This is a genomic window from Dechloromonas sp. ZY10 (genome assembly GCF_041378895.1).
In the GTDB taxonomy this organism is placed as follows: Bacteria; Pseudomonadota; Gammaproteobacteria; order Burkholderiales; family Rhodocyclaceae; genus Azonexus; species Azonexus aquae.
The window spans coordinates 1967524-1987614 of sequence record NZ_CP144212.1 but is presented as its reverse complement, the minus strand read 5'-3'; the positions used below and the strand labels follow the sequence as shown (position 1 = coordinate 1987614).

Here is a 20091-nt window from a genome sequence, read left to right as displayed (position 1 = left end):
CGGCAACTCAGCCTGAATCGGTCTCGCGGAGGGGCAGGCAGAGGCGGGCTCGGAGGCCTCCTCCGGCGCGGGGCAGCAATTCCAGGCGGCCGCCGTGCAGGCGTGCCACTCGTTCGACGATGGCCAGCCCGAGCCCGGCGCCGAGGGCGTCGGTGCGTGCATCCTCCAGTCGGGTAAACGGCCGCTTCAGGCGTTCGACCTCGCTCTCCGGAATGCCCGGGCCACGGTCGGCGACTTCGATCCTGATTTCCCCTGCCTGCAGGTTCGCCAGCAAGTCGATCCGGCTGCTCCGGCCATCGCTGTCGTGGGCATATTTCCAGGCATTGTCGAGCAGGTTGGCAACGGCGCGCAGAATGGCATGCGGTCGCAGGGCGGAGGCAGGGAGTTCCTCCAGTTCGCCATGGACATCCTGGCCGAGCGCCCGTCGCTGACTGACCAGCGTCGCCAGCAGCGGCGAGAGGGCGCAGCTAAACGGAGTTTCGCCGGCCTCCGAGCGGGCGTAGTCCATGAACTGCGCAATTACGGTTTCCATTTGCGCGATGTCAGCCACGGCGGCGTCGCGCGCTGCAGAGTCGGCGATCGACATTTCAGCTTCCAGCCGCAGCCGGGTCAGCGGCGTGCGCAGATCGTGCGAAATTCCGGCGAGGACTTCGGAGCGATCCTTTTCGTGGCGGGCCAGATCACCCGCCATGGCATTGAACGCTGCTGCCAGTTGGCGTAATTCTTCAGCGCCGGTTTCCGGCAGTTGCGGCGGCTGCTGGCCGCTGCCGACCAAGCGGGCCGACGCCGCGAGGGCTTTGAGTGGGCGGCTGATCCGCGAGGCGATCAGCCAGGCAATTGCCAATGACAGGCCGGTAGCCAGCAGGCCCCAGAGCAGCCATTGTCGGGTGAAGTCGCGACGAGCGCGGTCGCGGGGCAGGACCAGCCAGTATTCGTCGTCGTCCTGTTCGTCAAGCCGGAAACTGATCCAGAATCCCGGGACGCCGTCGACAGCTGCTGCAATGCGGGTTTGCGGGCCGAGGCGAGCGCTGATTTCGCCTTGCAGCAGCTGGAAGAAACGACCCTCTGGCATGGCCTCGACCTGGTCCCCGGGTTCCGCTGGCAATAGGCGGAGACCTTCGCGCTGTGATAGTTCGGCAAACAGTCCGGGGCGCTTTTCCGGAGTGGCTGCGAACAAGGCAGCCCGGATCAGGTTGACCGTGGACGCCGCGAGCTGCGCCGACTCGCGAGCCCGGGGCTCGGCATCAAGGTGGCGGAAGAGTGACAGCCAGGCCGTCGTGGTCAGCAGTGCGAGTAGCGCCAGCAACAAAAAGGTGCGGGCGAGGAGTGAGTTGGGCATTAGCGGTTGTCGCCGTTCCGGGCTGCCCCATCGGGAACGAATACGTAGCCGAAGCCCCAGACCGTTTGCAGGTAACGCGGCTGGGTCGGATCGGGTTCAATCAGCTTGCGTAGTCGCGACACCTGGACATCGATGGCACGGTCAAACGGGCCTTGTTCGCGGCCCCGGGCGAGAGCCATCAGCTTGTCGCGCGACAGCGGCTGGCTCGGGTGTTGCAACAACACTTTGAGCACCGCGAACTCACCGGTGGTCAGGTTTTGCACTTCGCCACTGCGCTTGAGAACGCGCGCCGCGAGGTCAACCTCGATATTGCCGAAACGGACGGGAGCCGCATCGTCGTCGGGGGCACCGGGGGGGCGATTGCCCTGGCGGCGCAGCACGGCATGGATGCGGGCGAGCAGTTCGCGGGGATTGAAAGGCTTGGGCAGGTAATCGTCGGCCCCCATTTCCAAGCCGAGGATACGGTCGATTTCATCGCCCTTGGCAGTCAGCATCACGATTGGCGTCAGGTCGCCGCCTCCGCGCAGGCGGCGACAGATGGCCAGGCCATCCTCTCCCGGCAGCATCAGGTCGAGGACGATCAGGTGAAAATGTTCGCGGCTGCGGGCCTTGTCCATCTGGGGGCCGTCGGCAACGGCTTTGACGGTGAATCCCTGTTCGCCAAGATAGCGGGTCAGCAGGTCGCGCAGGCGGGCGTCGTCATCGACGACCAGCAGGTGGTGTCCGTTTTCGTTCATGCGGCAGAGAATAAGGCGCTGCCGGAGCGGCAGCAGAGCAAATGGTAACAAGCTTTGCCATCCGTCGGCCGGGGAAAAACTCTTTTACAATTCGCTGCCGCGGGGAACGGCGGCAGCGCCGACAATGTTCGTACCGCTTCTTTCCTGATTGGCTCTGCCAGATTTTTCGCCGATGAAATCATTCCGCCTCCGCGCCTGTTTTGCCTTGCTCTGCCTGATCGGCAGCGTTGGCCTGCGGGCGCAGCCGGGGTGGCGTGACCTGCCACCCGAAGAGCGGAGGCAGATGCGCCAGCAAATGCGTGAGCACTGGTTGCAGGAGAGTGGCCAGTCTGCCGGTGATGCCGGGCCACGTTGGCGCGACCTGCCGCCGGAGGAGCGGCAGCGCTTGCGGAACGAGATGCGCGAGCGTTCTCCTGATCAGCCCCGCGGCCCCCGTCCACACTGGCATGAGCGGCCACCGCAGCGGTGAATATCTGCCTGGCGCATTATTTGCTGGATTAACTTGGAAACATCGGTATTTATCGGGTCGACCGTGTTTTTGCAGTTCTGCCACAAATTTGAGTTCGCTTTCGGCATAGTGAAAACACGGATTCATCACGTGACCGTTATTGGCTGATGGTGTGGTTTTTGTACCCGGACTCAACCCGCTGGCTATAACGGACGTTATAGATTCAAGGTCGCTTGTTTCGCGTGTCACCCGCTACAGGAGGGAATCATGGCTCAGACGCTCAACCCTACCAGCCTCAAGGCTTTTGAAGTTGTGGCCGGACGGGCGGCCGCCTATCTGGATGCCTGCGATAGCGACAGTCGCCGTGCCCGGTTGGATCCGGAGCAGTATCAGCAGTGCGCTGGCTTGTTGCAGCATATTTTCAGCCTGTTTGAGGCGCGGCAGAATTTTCCGGGATTGCTCGCTCAGTCCGCTGCCGCGCGCGAAATTGCCGAGGCCGTCCGGATTGGCCGCTTGCTGCAGACCAGTTGTCTGGTCTATTACCCGCAGGTCGCCGCAGTGCTGGGGCGTGCTGCGGCGGTAAAAAGTCGCTGAGTTGTCGCGTTCGTTGCAGGCCGGGCGAGTTAACCGGCCTTCAGCAGTCGCTTGGCAGGTCCGGCTTTGTGGCCGATCTTTCCCGATACTCGCCCGTATCGCTGCGATCCGGATCGCGGTCGAGGTGCCCTTGAGTCAAAGCAGGGCTGGCCGATCGTGGGGCTACCGTGTTGGGCTGCTGAGTTTGGGTCGGCTGGCACCGTGCGGATCAGGCCCGCGAACGATGTGCTGTGACCAAGCTGGAGGCGCCTGCGGTGACGGCACCAGGGCTGGGCCTCGACGATCAGGGCGGCAGGAAGGCCGATTGGGTCGGTGCAAATGTTTGGGGCATGGTTCGGTCAGCCGCCGCAAAGGCCGCACAGGGAGTAACCCTGCCGGGAGAGTTTTTTCCTGGCTTGGCGGGTCAGGGAAAGCGCCGGTTGGCGTTCCGGTGCGGAGTGTTCTTGCCGTATCCGGAGTGTGTCGCTGTTTTCGCGCGCTCACAGGCCCTGGCACCGCCAGGGCGAGGGCTTAACGGGCTGCCGGCTTGCGCCCGGGGGCAGGGCGGGGGACGTAGCCGGAAATCCGGCATTGCAGGTGCTCGACCGGGCGTCCCTTGACGTAGCTGGTCACGCTGCACTTGGAAATTTCGCCAAGTGCCGACAATTCCATGATCGAGGCTTGCACTTCTGCCAGCGGCAGTTTGGTAGCGCGGGCAATCTCGGAGTCGAGCAATTGGCCGTGTTTTTTGAGCTGCTCAAGCACTTTGGTCGTCGTCATCTGGATTCCTTTGCGCCAGCCTGGCCACGAAGTAGCAAAGGGCGCGAACAAAAAAGCCCGCTGCCGCGGGCGGATTCCTGGTTCAACGGGTTGGGGTTCGTGGAACTTTGGAGACTCATTCATTTTCATTATAGGGTATTTTGTTGTGCATTGCAACATTTTTTTTCGCTAATCGACCAGTTTGATTTTGATAAGCTTTTGTTTATCTATTTGAAATTGGTTTGGGGGGTTGCTTATGCTTAGGCGCAAACTGACATTCCGCCAACTTGAAACCTTTGCTGCCGTTGCGCGCAGTCGCAGCTTCAGCCGGGCGGCGGTGCAACTGCATCTGACCCAGCCGGCGGTTTCGATTCAGGTGCGGCAGGTTGCCGAAGCGGTCGGAATGCCGTTGTTTGAACAAATCGGCCGGGAAATTTCCCTGACGCCGGCAGGGGAGGCGTTGCAGGCGGCAGTGCGCGGAATCGACGATGTCTGGAATCGTTTCGATTCGACACTCGCAGAAATTCGTGGGATGAGGCGGGGGCGTTTGCGGGTCGGGCTGGTCACGACCGCCAAGTATTTTTTGCCGCGGATGCTGGGCGATTTTTGCCGCCGCTATCCCGAGGTCGAGATCGAGCTGGAAATCGGCAACCGGGCGCGCATCCTGGAGCGGATGCGCGGGAATGAGGACGATCTTTACGTGATGTCCTATCCGCCGGCCGATCTGGATGTCGTGGTCAATCCCTTTCTTGATAACGAGCATGTGGTGGTTGCTGCGCAGGGACATTGGGCGGTGGGCGGTCGCCATGCGTTGCCGGATTTGGCGGGAGAGTCCTTTTTATTGCGTGAGCCAGGGTCTGGTTCGCGCCACGCAATCGATAAATTCCTGTTGCAGCAGGGGATTGAATTACGGGTCCGGCTGGCACTCGGAAGCAACGAGGCAATCCGCGATCTGGCAGCTTCCGGGATGGGCTTGGCGGTGTTGTCGCGGCATGTTCTGGGGGCTGATCCTGGGCGCTACGGCCTGGCTGTTCTCGATGTGGCCGGTTTTCCTTTGCCGCATGCCTGGCATGTTGTCCACCTGGCTGGCAAGGTGCTTTCCCTGCCAGCCCAGGCGTTTCTCGACGAGTTGTTGCGGTTGCGGGCGGCGGCAGCAGCCAGTGGGTCTGAGCTCGTATAAGCGTTTATAAATTGAATTCGACAAAACTTTAATTGGACTAAATTATTGCATTGCAGGATAGTCGGCGCGTCGTCGGCGAAGCCGGCTTTGTTGTCTGATTACGCATGTCTTTCGAACCTGTCATCCTGTTTTTCCTGTTGGGGGCTGCCGCCGGGATGTTGCGCTCCGATTTGCGCATTCCGGCAGTCCTCTATGATTCTCTGAGCATTTTTCTTCTGCTCGCGATTGGCCTCAAGGGCGGCGTACAACTGGCCCGCTATCCCGTGGCTTCGTTAGTGTTCCCGGCGCTGGTGGTGGTTACGGTCGGCGCTTTACTGGCCTTGGTGGCATTTCCCTTGTTGCATCGTCTCGGGCGATTGCCGCGGGCCGATGCCGCTTCGATTGCGGCTCACTACGGTTCGGTCAGCGTCGTGACTTTTGCGGTGGGGGCGACTTATCTGGCGGCCAGGGGGCATGACTACGAGGGGTATATGACCATTTTCCTGGTCTTGCTCGAATTTCCTGCGCTGATGATCGGTATGTGGCTGGCCCGTCGTGGCGAGAGCGGGGTGCCGATGGGCAAGGTGCTGCACGAGGTGTTTGCCGGCAAGAGCATTGTCCTGCTATTAGGCGGTCTGTTGATTGGCTGGGTTGCCGGCGACGAAGGAATCAAGCCGCTGGATCGCTTGTTCTTCGATTTATTCAAGGGGGTGTTGGCCATTTTCCTGCTGGAAATGGGTCTGGTTGCGGCGCTGCGGCTCGGGGACTTGCGCCGCGCCGGCAGTTTTCTGCTGGTTTTCGCGGTGGTGATGCCTTTGTTTGGCGGCCTGCTTGGGGTGCTCACCGGCAGCTTGCTCGATTTGAGTCTGGGCGGTAAAACCCTGCTCGCCACGCTCTATGCCAGTGCCTCGTACATCGCGGCGCCGGCGGCGATGCGGATTGCTGTACCTGAGGCCAATCCCGGGCTTTCGATCGGTGCGGCGCTGGGTGTCACCTTTCCGTTCAACCTGACGCTGGGTATTCCGGTCTATTACTGGCTTGCCGGCGTCACTGAAGGAGTTTTGTAATGCTGACCGAAGATCCGGATTTTCATCCCCTGAAGTTGTTGACCGTGGTTTGCGAGGCTGAATTGGAAAACCTGGTTGCCGAGGATGCGATGCGTCTGGGTGCGCGCGGCTACACCGTGATTGATGCGCGCGGGTGCGGCAGCCATGGGCGCCGCGATGCATCGTGGCACCACAGTGGTAATGTGCGCTTTGAAATTCTTTGTGACTTGGCAACCGGGCGAGTGATTGCACGCCATTTGCAGCACCGCTATTTTGCCGACTATGCCATGGTCTGCTACCTCAGCGAGGTGCAGGTGCTGCGCCAGGAAAAATTCTGATTGGTTTTCGATTGGCGCGTGGTCAGGTTCAATAGCTGACAAATTCAGTCGAGTATTTTAGAATCTCCCTTTAATTCATCGGAGATCAGGCGCCATGTTCCGGCCCTTGCGTGAGGATATTCGTGCGGTTTTTGACCGTGACCCGGCGGCTCGTTCGTTCTGGGAAGTCCTCACCTGTTATCCCGGTATTCATGCCTTGATCATGCATCGCATCGCGCACTGGCTGTGGGGGCATCGCCTGCGCTGGCTGGCGCGGTTCACCGCCCACCTTTCGCGGATGCTGACCGGGATCGAGATTCATCCCGGGGCCACCATCGGCCGGCGCTTCTTCATTGACCATGGAATGGGCGTGGTGATCGGCGAGACTGCCGAGATTGGCGACGACGTGACCCTTTACCATGGCGTGACGCTGGGCGGGACTTCCTGGAACAAGGGCAAGCGCCATCCAACGCTGGAAGATGGCGTGGTGGTGGGTGCCGGGGCCAAGGTCCTCGGGCCGATCACCATTGCAGCCGGGGCCAAGGTCGGTTCGAATGCCGTGGTTACCAAACCGGTGCCGGCGGGAGCCACGGCCGTCGGCAATCCGGCCCGGATCATCGACCGTGAAAGCCGTGAGCGCGAAGCTCAGGCTGAGAAAATGGGCTTTTCGGCTTATGCCGTCGCTCGCGATCAGGATGATCCACTGGCCAAGGCAATTCATGGCCTGCTTGATCACGCAGCTGAAACAGACCGGCGTCTGGCCTCTTTGTTGCGCGAACTCGAAGCACAGGGGGTTCGCTGCGACCAAGAGGTGCAGCCGGCTGACCATTTTGATCCGCAATACCTGAGTAAAATAGTTGACTAATTTTGTCTGTCTTGGGTATAGTTGACCGTAATACTAGGTTATTACCAAGGGAGTCGAAATGCGTTTAACCACCAAAGGCCGTTTCGCGGTGACCGCGATGATTGATCTGGCTCTGCGCAGCGAGAATGGGCCGGTTGCCCTGGCCAGCATCAGCGAGCGCCAGCAGATTTCGCTCTCTTATCTGGAGCAGCTTTTCGGCAAGCTGCGTCGCTATCAGCTGGTCGATAGCGTGCGTGGCCCCGGTGGTGGTTATTGTATTGCCAAGCCGCTCGACCGGCTGACCGTTGCCGACATCATTCGGGCCGTTGACGAACCTTTGGACGCGACGCAGTGCGGCGGTCGGGAAAACTGTCAGGACGAGCACCGCTGCATGACCCATGATTTGTGGTCCACGCTCAATGCCAAGATGTACGAATACCTGTCTTCGGTGTCGCTGGCGGATCTGGTCAATCGTCAGAAAGCCAAGGAGGCGACGCCGACCCTGGCCGTGCTGGCCGATCAGCGGCTGGGGCCGTTGCCGCGCCGTGGCAAGGCGGAGAAGGCTGTCGCGGCCTGAGCGGAGATTTGGTTTTAATGTTTGCCCCGGTTTATCTCGATCACAACGCCACCACTCCGCTGTTGCCGGAGGTGCTTGCTGTGATGCTGCCCTGGCTGCAAAACCAGTTTGGCAATCCGTCGAGCCGCCACGAATACGGGCGTGCCGCCCGGCGTGCCGTAGACGTGGCAAGGCAGCAAGTTGCTGCGGCAGTGGGGGCGCATCCAACCGAAGTGGTGTTTACCAGTGGCGGTTCGGAAGCCAACAATCTGTTCCTCAAGGGCGCTGCCGCTTGTCTGCGGCCCGGTGTGCTCGGTATCTCGGCGATTGAGCATCCTTGTGTGCTCAAACCGGCAGGGCAGTTGGCTCGGCAGGGATGGGATGTCCGACAACTTCCGGTCGATACCGGCGGGCGAGTCGAAGCCGCTGCCTTCGGTGATGTGCTGGCGCAGCGGCCAAAGTTGCTCTCGGTCATGCTGGCCAACAACGAAACCGGGGCATTGCAGGCTGTTCCGGCGCTGGCAGCGCAGGCCAAGGGCTGCGGCGCCTGGTTTCACAGCGATGCGGTGCAGGCTTTGGGCAAGCTGCCGCTGTCGTTTCGCGAACTGAATGCAGCCGGTGTGCATGCGCTGACCGTGTCGGCGCACAAGGCCGGTGGTCCCAAAGGTGCGGCGGCACTGATTCTCGACAAGCGGGTCGAATTGCAGCCGTTGATCGCCGGTGGCGGCCATGAGCGTGGTTTGCGCTCCGGCACGGAAAATGTCGCAGCAATTGTCGGTTTTGGCCAGGCAGCGGAACTTGCAGCGGTTAATCTTGCCGAAACGTCGGCACGTTTGCGGAAATTGCGCGACAATCTCGAATTCGGCCTGACAGCGTTGGGCGCCCGTATTTTCGCGGTCGACAGCGAGCGTTTGCCTAATACCAGCTATTTCGCCTTCGCCGAAATCGACGGCGAAACGCTGGTCGGGAAGCTGGATCGTGCCGGTTTTGCCGTGGCCAGCGGTGCCGCCTGCTCCAGTGCCAATCCCGAGCCTTCGCATGTGTTGCAGGCGATGGGTGTGGCACCCGAAATTGCGCGTGGCGCAGTGCGGGTCAGCCTGGGTAGCAGCACTGCTGCGACCGATATCGAACAATTCATCAACGCCCTGCAGGCCACCGTCGGAAGCCTGCAAGGACTGGCAGCGTTCAACGCTGCCTGAAAATATCGAAACCGACCTGAGCGAGAATGACGATGAAACTCCCCATCTATCTGGATTACTCGGCAACCACCCCGGTCGACCCGCGTGTCGCCGAAAAAATGATCCCCTACCTGGTCGAGAAGTTTGGCAACCCGGCTTCGCGCTCCCATGCTTTCGGCTGGGAAGCTGATGAAGCGGTCGAGGCGGCGCGGGCGCAGGTTGCGGCGCTGGTCAATGCTGATCCGAAGGAAATCGTCTGGACCTCCGGTGCGACCGAGTCCAACAACCTCGCGATCAAGGGCGCGGCCAATTTCTATGCCGGCACCAAGGGCAAGCACCTGATCACGGTCAAAACTGAACACAAGGCGGTGCTTGATACCGTTCGCGAGCTCGAACGCCAGGGTTTCGAGGCGACCTACCTTGATGTGCAGGAAAACGGCTTGGTCGATCTTGAAGTGTTCAAGGCGGCGATTCGCCCGGATACCGTGCTGGCTTCGGTGATGTTCGTCAACAACGAAGTCGGCGTGATCCAGCCGATCGAGCAGATGGGTGAAATCTGCCGTGAAAAAGGCGTGATTTTCCACGTCGATGCCGCGCAGGCGACCGGCAAGGTCGACATCGATCTGGCCAAACTCAAGGTCGACCTGATGAGCTTTTCGGCGCACAAGACCTACGGTCCCAAGGGCATCGGCGCCCTTTATGTCCGCCGCAAGCCGCGCATCCGCCTGGAAGCGCAGATGCACGGTGGTGGCCACGAGCGCGGCTTCCGTTCCGGCACCCTGGCAACTCATCAAATCGTCGGCATGGGCGAGGCTTTCCGTCTGGCCAAGGAAGAAATGGTTGAGGAAAATGCCCGTGTCGGTCGTTTGCGTGACAAGCTGCTGAACGGCCTCAAAGAGATCGAGTGCACCTACGTGAACGGTGACCTCGAACAGCGTGTACCGCACAACCTGAACATGAGCTTTGCCTACATTGAAGGCGAGTCGATGATCATGGCGATCAAGGACCTGGCGGTGTCTTCCGGTTCGGCCTGTACCTCGGCCAGCCTTGAGCCGTCCTATGTGCTGCGCGCCCTTGGTCGCGACGATGAACTGGCGCACAGCTCGATCCGTTTCTCGATTGGCCGCTTTACCACTGAAGAAGAAGTCGACTATGCCGTGGCCTTGCTGAAATCAAAGGTCGGCAAGCTGCGTGAACTGTCACCGCTGTGGGAAATGGTGCAGGACGGTGTCGACCTCAGCACCGTGCAGTGGGCTGCGCATTGATGATTGACTGCTGGTTATTCGGATCAAGGATTGAGTTGGAGTCTTCTACGGATTGCTTGGTCCTGATAGCTAACAACGACTACTGAATTTAGGAGAAACAACATGAGCTATAGCGTCAAAGTCATCGATCACTATGAAAATCCCCGCAACGTCGGTTCCTTCGGCAAGGAAGACGATGGCGTCGGTACCGGCATGGTCGGTGCCCCGGCCTGTGGCGACGTGATGAAGCTGCAGATCAAGGTGAACAAGGCCGGCGTGATTGAGGATGCCAAGTTCAAGACTTACGGCTGCGGTTCGGCGATTGCCTCTTCGTCGCTGGTGACCGAGTGGGTCAAGGGCAAGACCGTCGAGCAGGCCCTGGAAATCAAAAACACCGAAATCGCCGAGGAGCTGGCCCTGCCACCGGTTAAAATCCACTGTTCGATTCTGGCTGAGGATGCCATCAAGGCAGCCGTCGCCGACTACAAGAAGAAGCACGGAGAATAAGCATGGCAGTCACCTTGAGCGAAAAGGCTGCTCAGCACGTCGCGAACTTTCTTGCCAAGCGGGGCAAGGGCATCGGCCTGCGCCTCGGGGTACGTACCAGCGGCTGCTCCGGCATGGCCTACAAACTGGAGTTTGTTGACGATTCCAGCGAGGACGATCAGGTTTTCGAAAGCAACGGCGTGAAAGTGTTTGTCGATGCCAAAAGCCTCCCCTACCTCGACGGGATGGAGCTCGACTACACCCGTGAGGGCCTCAACGAGGGCTTCAAGTTCAACAACCCGAACGTCAAGGATCAGTGCGGCTGCGGCGAGTCCTTCAACGTCTAGTCAACGGCTCGGCGGGGCGGTATTGCCCCGCACTTGCCGTACATTCGTACTGTCTGCGTGCGGGGCGCCTGGCCCCGCCTTCGCTTTGAGGTGGAGCGCATCCTGATCCGCTGCTTTTGAGAGGCCTGAGTTGGACCTGACTGCTGATTTTTTCTCGTTGTTCGAACTACCGAAATCCTTCCGCATCAATCTGTCGGAGCTGGATTCGCGTTACCGCGACGTGCAGGCGCGGGTGCATCCCGACCGCTTCGCCCATGGTTCCGAGGCTGAACGGCGTTTGTCGATGCAGTGGGCGACGCGGGCCAACGAAGCTTACCAGACGCTGAAGAAGCCGCTGGAGCGTGCCAAATACCTGCTCGAACTCGCCGGCCACGACCTGCAGGCCGAGAGTAATACGGCGATGCCCGCCGATTTCCTGATCGAGCAGATGGAATGGCGGGAGGCCGTGGCCGAAGCCCGGAGCGGCGGCGATCATCACGAACTGGAGCACCTCTACCAGCGTCTCGATGGCGACCTGCGCGGGCGTTACGACGAACTTGGCGAATTGCTCGACGTGCTACGCAATTATCCGCTGGCGACCGACCGGGTGCGCCGGCTGATGTTCCTCGAAAAATTGTTGCATGAGATCGACGACGCGCTGGCGTCGCTCGACGACTGAGAAAGAAAGCGTCTATGGCCTTGTTCCAGATCGCCGAACCCGGCGAATCCGCTGCTCCGCACGAACACAAACTGGCGGTCGGTATTGACCTTGGCACCACCAACTCTCTGGTGGCTACCGTTCGCAGCGGCCTTGCCGTTTGCCTCAACGACGAGCAAGGCCGTCCGCTCTTGCCTTCGGTTGTTCGCTACCATGCCGATGGTAGCTACGAAGCCGGCTACGATGCACAGAAGCAGCAGGCGGTCGACCCCAAGAACACCATTGTTTCGGTCAAGCGCTTCATGGGGCGCGGGCTCAAGGACATCGCCCACCTTGAGGCGATGCCTTACGACTTCATCGAAGCACCGGGCATGGTCAAGCTCAAGACCTCAGCCGGAATCAAGAGCCCGGTCGAAGTCTCCGCCGATATTTTGAAAAATCTGAAGCACCGTGCCGAAGGTGCGCTCGGCGGCGAACTGGTCGGGGCGGTGATTACCGTGCCGGCGTATTTCGACGACGCCCAGCGTCAGGCGACCAAGGATGCGGCGCGTCTCGCCGGTCTGAACGTGCTGCGCCTGCTCAACGAGCCGACGGCAGCGGCGATCGCCTATGGCCTCGATAACGCGGCCGAGGGCGTGTACGCGGTCTACGACCTGGGCGGCGGGACTTTCGACATCTCGATCCTCAAGCTGACCAAGGGCGTCTTCGAAGTCATGGCCACCGGCGGCGATTCGGCACTCGGCGGCGACGATTTCGACCACCGCATCTTCTGCTGGGTGATCGAGCAGGCGCGCTTGCAGCCCTTGTCACCGGAAGATGCGCGCTTGTTGATGATGCGCTGCCGCGAAGCCAAGGAATTCCTGACCCTGAATCCCGAGGCGCCGATCACTGCGCGGCTCAATTCGGGCGAACTGGTCGACGTCAAGCTCGATGTCGCAACCTTTGCCGCAATCACCCAGACGCTGATTTCCAAGACCCTGCAGCCGGTCAAGAAGGCGCTGCGCGATGCCGGCCTGCGCGTGGACGACGTCAAGGGCGTGGTGATGGTCGGTGGAGCAACGCGGATGCCGCAGGTGCAAAAGGCAGTCGGCGACTTCTTCCGCCAGGAGCCGCTGACCAATCTCGATCCGGACAAGGTGGTGGCGCTCGGCGCTGCGACCCAGGCCAACCTGCTGGCCGGCAACAAGACCGGCAAGGACGACTGGCTGCTGCTCGACGTGATCCCGTTGTCGCTCGGCCTGGAAACCATGGGCGGCCTGGTCGAGAAGGTGATTCCACGCAATTCGACGATTCCCACCGCCCGCGCCCAGGAATTCACCACCTACAAGGACGGGCAGACCGCGATGGCGATCCATGTCGTCCAGGGTGAGCGCGAAATGGTTGCCGATTGCCGTTCGCTGGCACGTTTCGAGTTGCGCGGCATTCCGCCGATGGTGGCCGGTGCGCCGCGCATCCGCGTCACCTTCCAGGTCGACGCCGACGGCTTGTTGTCGGTCACCGCGCGCGAACAGACCTCGGGGACCGAGGCGAGCATCACGGTCAAGCCCTCGTATGGCCTGTCCGATGACGAAATCGCCGAGATGCTCAAATCCTCGATGACCCATGCCAAGGACGACGCGATGGCACGGGCGTTGCGCGAGGCGCAGGTCGAAGCCGAGCGGATGATCGAGGCGACCGAAGCGGCACTGGCCGAAGACCCGCATTTGCTGTCGGCGGCCGAAACCGAGAAAATCAAGGCGACCATTGCCAAGCTCCGCGAAACGGTGGTCGGTGACAACCGCCGCCTGATCAATATCGCAATGGATGACCTCGGCTACGAAACCCAGGAGTTCGCCCATCGCCGGATGGACCAGAGCATCAAGCGCGCACTGGCCGGGCGTTCGGTCGATGAATTGCAGGCGCTGACGCCGCACGGAGAAGAAAAATGACCCAGATGATCGTATTGCCGCATGTGGAACTGTGCCCGGATGGGGCGATGATCGAGGCCGAGGCCGGCAAGTCGATCTGCGAAAACCTGCTGCTCAACGACATTCCGCTCGATCACGCCTGCGAAATGTCCTGCGCCTGCACCACTTGTCACGTGATCGTGCGTGAAGGTTTCAATTCGCTCGAAGCCGCCGAGGAAATCGAGGAAGACCTGCTCGACAAGGCCTGGGGGCTGGAACCGAATTCGCGTCTGGGCTGCCAGGCCATTGTCGGCAGCACCCCGCTGGTGGTCGAAATTCCCAAGTACAGCATCAACATGGCCAAGGAAGGACACCGCAAATGAAGTGGACCGACATCAACGACATTGCCATTGAATTGTCCGAGGCGCATCCCGACAAGGATCCGCTGCGCGTCAATTTCGTCGACCTGCGTGACTGGGTGATGGCGCTGCCCGGCTTTAATGATGACCCCAAACACTGTGGTGAAAAAATTCTTGAAGCCATCCAGCAGGCCTGGATCGACGAAGTCGCCTGAGACTGAGCATTTGAACCAAGGCGCAGCCGGCGAACGGTTGCGCCTTTTTTTCGCCCTGCCTTTACCGCCGGCTCTGGCGACTGCTCTGGCCGCGCACGCCGCCAGCTTGGCCGGCGAATACGGTGGCCGCCCGGTGCCCGCCGTCAATCTGCACCTGACCCTGTTGTTTCTCGGTGATCTAGCTGCTACCGACTTGCCCGCGCTGCTTGCCGCAGCCAGCCAGGCGGCGCAGGCCTGGCCGCGCCTGGATTTGCAATTCGGGCCGCTGGCGGTCTGGCCGCACCAGCGATTGCTATGGGCCGGCCTCCAGCCGGCGGTGCCGAAACTGGCGGAATTTTCGGCCATGCTACGGTCGACCGTGGAAAGGGCCGGTTTTTCCGTGCCGGAAGCCGGCCGGCCATTTGTTCCCCATCTGACGCTGGTGCGCAAATTGACGCGCTTGCCCGAGTTCTTGCCGCCGCTGCAGCTGCCGGCCTGGGGGGCGACCAGGTTTGAGTTGCTGCAGTCGACACGCACTGCCTCGGGCGCCATCTATCGTCCGCTCGGTGCCTGGCCGGCGCCTTGAGCGCGGGGAATGGCAAAGGGATCGAGGCGTTCGGCGCGGATCCGGTAGCCGTAGATGCCGAGTCCGCTATCGCCCCGGTCCACGCTGAGTTGGCCATTGACCCAGAAGGTGTCCATGGTTTGAATGCCGTTGCGGGGCTGGTTCAGCACGATATGGATGGTCTGGTTGGCCGGTGGCGGAGGGCTGTGGATGCAGGCGCCGAAATACGGCACCAGCAGCAGTTCGCTGACCCGGTCACCCTGGCGGTCAAGCGGAATCACGTAGCCGGCGATACGTACCTGCCAGCCCGCCAGGTCTTTGCGCACCGGCGCCTGATTCCAGGCTGCGCGTAATTCCCGCAGCGCGGCGATGGCGCGAGGATCGCTGTCCTTGAGCTTGCTCAGATCGAGTTGCCTGAACCCGGCGGCCGGGTCCCAGTCTTTGGGCTGTAGTTCCTCCCAGCGCAATTCCCGGTAGGTGCCGCGCGCCCCTGGCCTGGCCGCTGGGACGGGCTGCAGACGTAGCGAAGCGGCCTGGGCGCTGAGTTGCGGCTTGGCCGGTTCGCTGCCGGCGGTGGTCGGCAGCACGGTGCTGGCGAGCAGCAGGGCAAGGATCGGGACCCGCCTGACGTATTGCCTGACCGGATGCGGCAAGGCCATGAGGCATGGTGCTGGCAGGATGGGAGCGGGCAAAGGCATGGGCGAGGGCAGATGCAGAGCAGGTTACAGGCGCGGTGTCAGGCCGTCGGCGAGGGCCAGTCGGCTGGCGCGCCAACCGGGGAGCAGGCCGGCCAGCAGGCAGGTGGCGAGAATCGCGGCAAGGCGGGGCAGTTCATCGCTCTGCGGCCAGGGCGACGAAACGACAATGCCCCAGTGCGCGGCCAGCCAGGGCGCGCACTGGCTGCTTAGCAGCGCCAGCAGCAAGACGCTGCCGAGGCTGCCGAGCAGGCCGATCAGCAGGCTTTCGAGCAGCAGCAAGCCGATGATATGCCCAGCGCTGGCACCGACCGCGCGCAGGATCGCGAGTTCGCGGCGGCGCTCGCCCAGTCCGGCCAGCATGACTGCCAGCAGGCTGCATAGACTGAGGCTGAGAATCAGCCAGGAGAGGCCGCGCAGCAGTTGTTCACCGAAGGTCAGGCGGCTCCATAGCTGATCGAGAACTATCCCGGGCAGCGCCGCTTGCAATGGCTCGCCGTCGAAGGCGGCGATTTGCCGCTGCAGGGAAAACACCGAGGTTCGCTGGCGCAGACCAAGCAGAAAAGCGTCGATTTCATGCGGCGTCAGATCGAATTTGCCGACGTATTCCGCTGGAATTCGGAGACCAGGCAGGGGCAGGCCGCCTTGCCAGTCGAGGTGGAGTGCGGTGCTGGCCGCCAGCGGGATGTGGATGCTGCGGTCCGCCGGGGTTCCGGTCGCCGCCAGTATCCCGACCACGATAAACGGCTTGTCCTGGTGTTCAGCCGGCGCGAATGCGGCATCGCCGTGGCTGAGGATGATTCGCTCACCGGGTCGGTAAGCGAGTTGCCGAGCGACTTCGGCACCGATCACGGTTTCGAACAGGCCGCTGTCGTCGTCGGCAAAAGCCCGGCCTGCGGCAAAGTGCAATGGGGTGCCCAGGCCATGCCGGAAATGCCGGAAGTAGTCGCCGCTGGTGCCGATCACCGGATAGCCGCGATGCGAGTCGCCCAGTACCAGCGGAATGCTCCAGGCCACTGCCGGATCGGCAGCAATTTTCCGGTAGCTGGCCCAACTCACCGGCACATTCGCTTCGCCAATGCGGAACAAGGCATGCAGGACCAATTGCAAGGCGCTGCCCCGGGCACCGACGATCAGGTCGCTGCCGGCAACGGCCTGGGAAAAACTGTGGCGGGCATCGTGGCGCAGGCGTTCGGTGGCCAGCAGCAGGGTACTGGCGAGCAGTACCGCACACAGGGTCAGGCCCAGCGTAGCGCGCCGGTTCCAGGCACTGGCGGCGGCCAGCGGCAGCAGAAATGAGGGGGCGTTCATGCGGCGCAGCCGATCTCGGATAGGGAGGGGGCAGACCGCCGCCGGTCGGTGCTGCAAAAAGGGGGCGGTGCGGGCATTGCTGAAAGCACATGCCGTTGCATGGGTGCGCTGGGCCGCCGGCAGCCTTCGGGCGGCCATCGGGGACAATACGACAAGCTGATCGGGCTTGCCTTCATCCGTTCAACGCGCGTACGGCGCTGAAATGGCGCGCCAGGTGGAGGTCGTGGCTGACCAAGACAACGCTGCTGTGGTGCGCGCTCGCCTGCGCCAGCAGCAGGTCGACAAAGGCGCTTTGGCGACCGGCGTCGAGCGCCGAGGTCGGTTCGTCGGCAATCAGGATTTCCGGTCCGCCGATCAAGGCCCGGGCTGCCGCGACCCGCTGCTGTTGCCCGACCGACAGCGTGTGCGCCGGGCGGGCATGGAGTTCGGTGGCGATTTCGAGGGCGTGCAGCAGCGCCGCCGCCGCTTCCACCGGCTGACCGGCACGGTCGGCACGGCGGCGGGAAAAGCGGCAGGGCAGGAGGACGTTGTCGAGCAGCGAGAGATAGGGGATCAGGTTGAACTGCTGGAAGATGAAGCCGATGTGATCGGCCCGGAACGCATCGCGGCGACGAGCCGGCCAGTCGGAAATGACCTGGCCGAGCAGTTCGATATGGCCGGCCTGCGGTTGCAGTACGCCGCCGAGCAGGTTGAGCAGGGTGGATTTGCCGCTGCCGCTGGGGCCGTGCAAAAACAGGCTCTGACCACGGTCGACCGTGAAATCGGGCACATTCAGCACGAAGTCGGGGTGGCCGGGCCATTGGTAACGCAGTGCGCGGACCGCAAGGGTCGGGTTGGCGGCAGGGACCATCACCAGGCAAAGCGGTTGTGGCGGGCGCTCAGACGCCCGGATTTTTGCCCGTCAGGCCCGGCGTACTCGACGCGAATTCGCTGCAGCCTGGGAAATTCGCTGAACAGGCGGGTACCGAGTTCGCGCAGTCGCGCGGGCTGCTGACAGACCCAGCGATAGTGGCGGACCAGGTCGGGATGCTCGCTGCTTGCCGGTGCGGGCTGTTGCCGTGCGCCATCGGCGCCGGGAACAGCCCGGCAATCGGCTTCCGGGGGCAGGATAAAGAGCCGTTCCACTGCGCCGAGGGTCGTCTGCAGGGAGGTCCAGGCTTGCTGCTCGCTGGCGCTGCGCGGTGCTCGCTCGAAGCCGAGCAGGGATTCCTGCGGTACGTCGAGGCGCAGTTCGAGGGACTGGCCGGCCAGTACGATTTCCAGCCGCGCCTCGCCGTGCACATGGGCCCCGGCTTGCTCCGGCCAGCTGGCGGCGAGCCAGGGCAGGGTTGCCAGCAGAAGCATCGGGGGCAGGCGTAGCGGCGGGCGCATGAGGGCTTACCAGCCGGCGTCCAGCGCAACCAGAATGCGCGGCGCCTCGGTGACCGCCGGCGAGCGGTGGACGGCCCCGCGTCCGGCATTGCCCTGCCACAGGCTGCCCTTGAGCAGGGCCACCGCAAAGGGCGGAATCCGCTCGATCCGGTAACCGGGGCGCAGCAGGCCGGAGTCGGTATCGGGCTGGCCGGCGGCCCCGGCACCGAGAAAACGCCGGTCGACGTCGCGCTCGGCAACCCATTCGGTGCCTGCGCCGCGATAGGTGCACAGCATCCGGATGCCAACCCGGTCGACGTGCAGGCGCGGGCACATCGCCTGGCGCATCACCTCGAGACGCAGGCCGATGCTTTCGGCGGCAACCAGTTCGCCGAGCATTTCCGCGAGCAAGCCCAGATCGGCAGCCAGCGCGTCACGCCCCGGCCCGGCGGGGAACCGCGAGAGATCGACCGGGTCGCCGGGGCGCAAGATTTGGCGCAGGCCGCTGCCGAGGTGACCGGCATGGCTTGCCAGCCACGCGCTGATTGCTGCCTGCGGCGGGCGCCGCCACTCGACCAATTGCACTGCGTCGGCAAAAATTTCGGTCAGTACCAGCGGATCATCGGCAGCTGCTGCGTCGATGTGCATGGCGGGCGCTGATAGCGCCGGATGGGTGGCGGGCAATGGGGCATTCATCGGCGCATCTCCTGTTTCACGGTCAACCGGGCTTTAGCGTAAAAAAGCCAGTGATCGGCCACGGCAGTTCGGACGCAGTTGTCCGCGATGCCAGGCCAGCTGGCCGGAGACGATGGTGGTCGTGACCTGGCTGCGGAAACGGCGGCCGGCAAACGGCGACCAGCCGCAGCGGCTGAGGATGGGGTCCTCCGCTGCGTCGAACTCACGGTCGCCGAGCAGCACCAGGTCGGCCCAATAGCCTTCGCGCAGGTAGCCGCGCTCGGCAATCGCGAACAGGTCGGCGACCCGGTGGCTGGTTTTGGCGACCAGTGTCGGCAGGTCGATGATGCCGTCGTGCACCAGTCCCATCAGGCCGGGCAGCGCGTGCTGGACGAGCGGCAGGCCGGACGGCGACTGGAAGTAACTGCCGGCTTTTTCCTCAAGGGTGTGCGGCGCGTGGTCAGTGCCGATCACGTCCAGCCGGTGGCTGTTCAGCGCGGCGCGCAGGGCATCGCGGTCGGCCTGCGTCTTGATCGCCGGATTGCACTTGAGGTGGCTGCCCAGGCGGGCGTAGTCGCGGTCGTCGAAGAGCAGGTGGTGGACGCAGACTTCGGCGGTGATGTGCTTGGCGGCCAGCGGTTTGTCCTCGAACAGTTCCAGTTCGCGCGCCGTGGAAATATGCAGCACATGCAGCCGGGTAGCGTGTTTTTTTGCCAGCGCTACCGCCAGGGATGAGGATTTGTAACAGGCCTCGGCATCGCGGATCAGCGGGTGGGCGGCAAACGGCACGGCGTCGCCATGGGTTTTTCGCCATTTTTCCTCGTTGACCGTAATTGACGGCGTGTCTTCGCAATGGGTGATCAGAAGGGTCGGTGCGCAGGCAAACAGGCGCTCCAGCACGGCCGGGTCATCGACCAGCATGTTGCCGGTGGAAGCCCCCATGAAGACCTTGATGCCGGCCACTTCGCGTGGGTCAAGGGCGGCCACGGCGTCGAGATTGTCGCAGGAAACGCCGAAGTGAAAGGCGTAGTTGGCCCGCGAGTCACGCGCCGCAATCGCCTTTTTCTCGGCCAGCGCCGCCATCGACAGCGTTGGCGGCTTGGTGTTCGGCATGTCCATGAAACTGGTGATGCCGCCGGCCACCGCCGCCGCCGATTCGCTCGCGATGCAGCCCTTGTGGGTCAGCCCCGGCTCGCGGAAATGCACTTGGTCGTCGATCATGCCGGGTAGCAGCCAATGGCCGGCGGCGTCGATTTCCTGGTCGGCGCTGGCGGTGATGCTGGTCGCGATTTTGTCGATGCGGCCAGCGCGGACCAGCAGGTCGGATTCAAAAATTTGCCCTTCGTTCACCAAGCGGGCGTTGCGGATGAGCAGGCTGGGCATGGC

Annotated in this window: 25 protein-coding genes; 16 read left to right on the top strand and 9 right to left on the bottom strand. The window is 62.5% G+C overall.

Annotated features, from left to right (window positions below; translation table 11 throughout):
* Nucleotides 1-7: 7 nt before the first annotated feature.
* On the bottom strand, nt 8-1339 hold the full coding sequence (locus VX159_RS09055) for an ATP-binding protein (protein WP_371322565.1): 1332 nt from the start codon (nt 1337-1339) through the stop codon (nt 8-10).
* On the bottom strand, nt 1339-2076 hold the full coding sequence (gene ompR, locus VX159_RS09050; RefSeq protein ID WP_371322564.1) for a two-component system response regulator OmpR: 738 nt from the start codon (nt 2074-2076) through the stop codon (nt 1339-1341). The genes VX159_RS09055 and ompR overlap by 1 nt, the downstream gene beginning before the upstream one ends.
* A gap of 172 nt (nt 2077-2248) precedes the next feature.
* Between ompR and VX159_RS09045 the strand changes: the two genes are divergently transcribed.
* Both VX159_RS09045 and VX159_RS09040 read left to right on the top strand, forming a co-directional pair.
* On the top strand, nt 2249-2545 hold the full coding sequence (locus VX159_RS09045; RefSeq protein WP_371322563.1) for a hypothetical protein: 297 nt from the start codon (nt 2249-2251) through the stop codon (nt 2543-2545).
* 246 nt (nt 2546-2791) lie between these two features.
* Nucleotides 2792-3118, top strand: a complete 327-nt coding sequence (locus VX159_RS09040; RefSeq protein ID WP_371322562.1) for a hypothetical protein — start codon at nt 2792-2794, stop codon at nt 3116-3118.
* A 510-nt stretch (nt 3119-3628) separates the two neighbouring features.
* On the opposite strand, the gene VX159_RS09035 is transcribed toward VX159_RS09040, so the two are convergent.
* The gene (locus VX159_RS09035) at nt 3629-3877 is read right to left on the bottom strand and encodes a transcriptional regulator (protein ID WP_371322561.1); all 249 of its coding nucleotides are present in this window, start codon (nt 3875-3877) and stop codon (nt 3629-3631) included.
* A 235-nt stretch (nt 3878-4112) separates the two neighbouring features.
* On the opposite strand from VX159_RS09035, the gene VX159_RS09030 reads away from it, so the two are divergent.
* The 14 genes from VX159_RS09030 to thpR all read left to right on the top strand — a co-directional run bounded on the left by VX159_RS09030 (nt 4113) and on the right by thpR (nt 14695).
* Nucleotides 4113-5036, top strand: a complete 924-nt coding sequence (locus tag VX159_RS09030) for a LysR family transcriptional regulator (protein WP_371322560.1) — start codon at nt 4113-4115, stop codon at nt 5034-5036.
* Between the two features lie 104 nt (nt 5037-5140).
* Nucleotides 5141-6082, top strand: a complete 942-nt coding sequence (locus tag VX159_RS09025; protein WP_371322559.1) for a sodium-dependent bicarbonate transport family permease — start codon at nt 5141-5143, stop codon at nt 6080-6082.
* A complete protein-coding gene (locus VX159_RS09020) occupies nt 6082-6399 on the top strand; it encodes a P-II family nitrogen regulator (RefSeq protein WP_371322558.1) in 318 nt (105 codons plus the stop codon). Before VX159_RS09025 ends, VX159_RS09020 begins: the two co-directional genes overlap by 1 nt.
* 94 nt (nt 6400-6493) lie before the next feature.
* A complete protein-coding gene (gene cysE / locus VX159_RS09015; RefSeq protein WP_371322557.1) occupies nt 6494-7243 on the top strand; it encodes a serine O-acetyltransferase in 750 nt (249 codons plus the stop codon).
* A 58-nt stretch (nt 7244-7301) separates the two neighbouring features.
* On the top strand, nt 7302-7799 hold the full coding sequence (gene iscR, locus VX159_RS09010; RefSeq protein ID WP_371322556.1) for a Fe-S cluster assembly transcriptional regulator IscR: 498 nt from the start codon (nt 7302-7304) through the stop codon (nt 7797-7799).
* Between the two features lie 17 nt (nt 7800-7816).
* A complete protein-coding gene (locus tag VX159_RS09005) occupies nt 7817-8977 on the top strand; it encodes a cysteine desulfurase family protein (RefSeq protein WP_371322555.1) in 1161 nt (386 codons plus the stop codon).
* A 32-nt stretch (nt 8978-9009) separates the two neighbouring features.
* The gene (locus VX159_RS09000) at nt 9010-10221 is read left to right on the top strand and encodes an IscS subfamily cysteine desulfurase (RefSeq protein ID WP_371322554.1); all 1212 of its coding nucleotides are present in this window, start codon (nt 9010-9012) and stop codon (nt 10219-10221) included.
* Nucleotides 10222-10323: 102 nt separating this feature from the next.
* Entirely contained in the window at nt 10324-10707 is a 384-nt protein-coding gene (gene iscU, locus VX159_RS08995) for a Fe-S cluster assembly scaffold IscU (protein WP_346192566.1), read from the top strand.
* Nucleotides 10708-10709: 2 nt separating this feature from the next.
* Nucleotides 10710-11033 carry an iron-sulfur cluster assembly protein IscA gene (gene iscA, locus VX159_RS08990; RefSeq protein WP_371322553.1) on the top strand — a complete coding sequence of 108 codons (324 nt, stop codon included), beginning with the start codon at nt 10710-10712 and terminating at the stop codon, nt 11031-11033.
* A gap of 130 nt (nt 11034-11163) precedes the next feature.
* A complete protein-coding gene (hscB, locus tag VX159_RS08985) occupies nt 11164-11691 on the top strand; it encodes a Fe-S protein assembly co-chaperone HscB (RefSeq protein ID WP_371322552.1) in 528 nt (175 codons plus the stop codon).
* A gap of 14 nt (nt 11692-11705) precedes the next feature.
* On the top strand, nt 11706-13598 hold the full coding sequence (hscA, locus tag VX159_RS08980) for a Fe-S protein assembly chaperone HscA (protein ID WP_371322551.1): 1893 nt from the start codon (nt 11706-11708) through the stop codon (nt 13596-13598).
* Nucleotides 13595-13939 (top strand): ISC system 2Fe-2S type ferredoxin, encoded by a 345-nt coding sequence (fdx, locus tag VX159_RS08975; protein ID WP_371322550.1) that lies wholly within the window; start codon nt 13595-13597, stop codon nt 13937-13939. The genes hscA and fdx overlap by 4 nt, the downstream gene beginning before the upstream one ends.
* The gene (gene iscX / locus VX159_RS08970) at nt 13936-14130 is read left to right on the top strand and encodes a Fe-S cluster assembly protein IscX (RefSeq protein ID WP_371322549.1); all 195 of its coding nucleotides are present in this window, start codon (nt 13936-13938) and stop codon (nt 14128-14130) included. The genes fdx and iscX overlap by 4 nt, the downstream gene beginning before the upstream one ends.
* Nucleotides 14131-14167: 37 nt before the next feature.
* Entirely contained in the window at nt 14168-14695 is a 528-nt protein-coding gene (gene thpR / locus VX159_RS08965) for an RNA 2',3'-cyclic phosphodiesterase (protein ID WP_371322548.1), read from the top strand.
* On the opposite strand, the gene VX159_RS08960 is transcribed toward thpR, so the two are convergent.
* The 6 genes from VX159_RS08960 to VX159_RS08935 form a co-directional block, all read right to left on the bottom strand.
* Entirely contained in the window at nt 14662-15333 is a 672-nt protein-coding gene (locus VX159_RS08960) for a DUF3299 domain-containing protein (protein ID WP_371322547.1), read from the bottom strand. The genes thpR and VX159_RS08960 overlap by 34 nt on opposite strands.
* A gap of 63 nt (nt 15334-15396) precedes the next feature.
* Nucleotides 15397-16680, bottom strand: a complete 1284-nt coding sequence (locus VX159_RS08955) for an FtsX-like permease family protein (RefSeq protein ID WP_371322546.1) — start codon at nt 16678-16680, stop codon at nt 15397-15399.
* A gap of 172 nt (nt 16681-16852) precedes the next feature.
* A complete protein-coding gene (locus VX159_RS08950; RefSeq protein WP_371325506.1) occupies nt 16853-17530 on the bottom strand; it encodes an ABC transporter ATP-binding protein in 678 nt (225 codons plus the stop codon).
* On the bottom strand, nt 17530-18051 hold the full coding sequence (locus tag VX159_RS08945; protein WP_371322545.1) for a DUF2796 domain-containing protein: 522 nt from the start codon (nt 18049-18051) through the stop codon (nt 17530-17532). Before VX159_RS08945 ends, VX159_RS08950 begins: the two co-directional genes overlap by 1 nt.
* Nucleotides 18052-18057: 6 nt before the next feature.
* The gene (locus VX159_RS08940) at nt 18058-18726 is read right to left on the bottom strand and encodes a DUF1826 domain-containing protein (protein WP_371322544.1); all 669 of its coding nucleotides are present in this window, start codon (nt 18724-18726) and stop codon (nt 18058-18060) included.
* Nucleotides 18727-18759: 33 nt separating this feature from the next.
* Nucleotides 18760-20088 carry a dihydroorotase gene (locus VX159_RS08935; RefSeq protein WP_371322543.1) on the bottom strand — a complete coding sequence of 443 codons (1329 nt, stop codon included), beginning with the start codon at nt 20086-20088 and terminating at the stop codon, nt 18760-18762.
* Nucleotides 20089-20091 lie beyond the last annotated feature (3 nt).

What these genes read in the sequence shown, in the direction of transcription:
- VX159_RS09020 (WP_371322558.1), top strand. Translation starts at nt 6,082, where the DNA reads ATGCTGACCGAAGATCCGGATTTTCATCCCCTGAAGTTGTTGACCGTG.
- ompR (WP_371322564.1), bottom strand. Translation starts at nt 2,076, where the DNA reads ATGAACGAAAACGGACACCACCTGCTGGTCGTCGATGACGACGCCCGC.
- VX159_RS09055 (WP_371322565.1), bottom strand. Translation starts at nt 1,339, where the DNA reads ATGCCCAACTCACTCCTCGCCCGCACCTTTTTGTTGCTGGCGCTACTC.
- cysE (WP_371322557.1), top strand. Translation starts at nt 6,494, where the DNA reads ATGTTCCGGCCCTTGCGTGAGGATATTCGTGCGGTTTTTGACCGTGAC.
- VX159_RS08950 (WP_371325506.1), bottom strand. Translation starts at nt 17,530, where the DNA reads ATGGTCCCTGCCGCCAACCCGACCCTTGCGGTCCGCGCACTGCGTTAC.
- VX159_RS09045 (WP_371322563.1), top strand. Translation starts at nt 2,249, where the DNA reads ATGAAATCATTCCGCCTCCGCGCCTGTTTTGCCTTGCTCTGCCTGATC.
- iscA (WP_371322553.1), top strand. Translation starts at nt 10,710, where the DNA reads ATGGCAGTCACCTTGAGCGAAAAGGCTGCTCAGCACGTCGCGAACTTT.
- VX159_RS08940 (WP_371322544.1), bottom strand. Translation starts at nt 18,726, where the DNA reads ATGAATGCCCCATTGCCCGCCACCCATCCGGCGCTATCAGCGCCCGCC.
- VX159_RS09005 (WP_371322555.1), top strand. Translation starts at nt 7,817, where the DNA reads ATGTTTGCCCCGGTTTATCTCGATCACAACGCCACCACTCCGCTGTTG.
- iscU (WP_346192566.1), top strand. Translation starts at nt 10,324, where the DNA reads ATGAGCTATAGCGTCAAAGTCATCGATCACTATGAAAATCCCCGCAAC.
- VX159_RS08945 (WP_371322545.1), bottom strand. Translation starts at nt 18,051, where the DNA reads ATGCGCCCGCCGCTACGCCTGCCCCCGATGCTTCTGCTGGCAACCCTG.
- VX159_RS08935 (WP_371322543.1), bottom strand. Translation starts at nt 20,088, where the DNA reads ATGCCCAGCCTGCTCATCCGCAACGCCCGCTTGGTGAACGAAGGGCAA.
- VX159_RS08960 (WP_371322547.1), bottom strand. Translation starts at nt 15,333, where the DNA reads ATGGCCTTGCCGCATCCGGTCAGGCAATACGTCAGGCGGGTCCCGATC.
- VX159_RS09035 (WP_371322561.1), bottom strand. Translation starts at nt 3,877, where the DNA reads ATGACGACGACCAAAGTGCTTGAGCAGCTCAAAAAACACGGCCAATTG.
- VX159_RS09000 (WP_371322554.1), top strand. Translation starts at nt 9,010, where the DNA reads ATGAAACTCCCCATCTATCTGGATTACTCGGCAACCACCCCGGTCGAC.
- VX159_RS09025 (WP_371322559.1), top strand. Translation starts at nt 5,141, where the DNA reads ATGTCTTTCGAACCTGTCATCCTGTTTTTCCTGTTGGGGGCTGCCGCC.
- iscX (WP_371322549.1), top strand. Translation starts at nt 13,936, where the DNA reads ATGAAGTGGACCGACATCAACGACATTGCCATTGAATTGTCCGAGGCG.
- VX159_RS08955 (WP_371322546.1), bottom strand. Translation starts at nt 16,680, where the DNA reads ATGAACGCCCCCTCATTTCTGCTGCCGCTGGCCGCCGCCAGTGCCTGG.
- hscA (WP_371322551.1), top strand. Translation starts at nt 11,706, where the DNA reads ATGGCCTTGTTCCAGATCGCCGAACCCGGCGAATCCGCTGCTCCGCAC.
- VX159_RS09040 (WP_371322562.1), top strand. Translation starts at nt 2,792, where the DNA reads ATGGCTCAGACGCTCAACCCTACCAGCCTCAAGGCTTTTGAAGTTGTG.
- VX159_RS09030 (WP_371322560.1), top strand. Translation starts at nt 4,113, where the DNA reads ATGCTTAGGCGCAAACTGACATTCCGCCAACTTGAAACCTTTGCTGCC.
- iscR (WP_371322556.1), top strand. Translation starts at nt 7,302, where the DNA reads ATGCGTTTAACCACCAAAGGCCGTTTCGCGGTGACCGCGATGATTGAT.
- fdx (WP_371322550.1), top strand. Translation starts at nt 13,595, where the DNA reads ATGACCCAGATGATCGTATTGCCGCATGTGGAACTGTGCCCGGATGGG.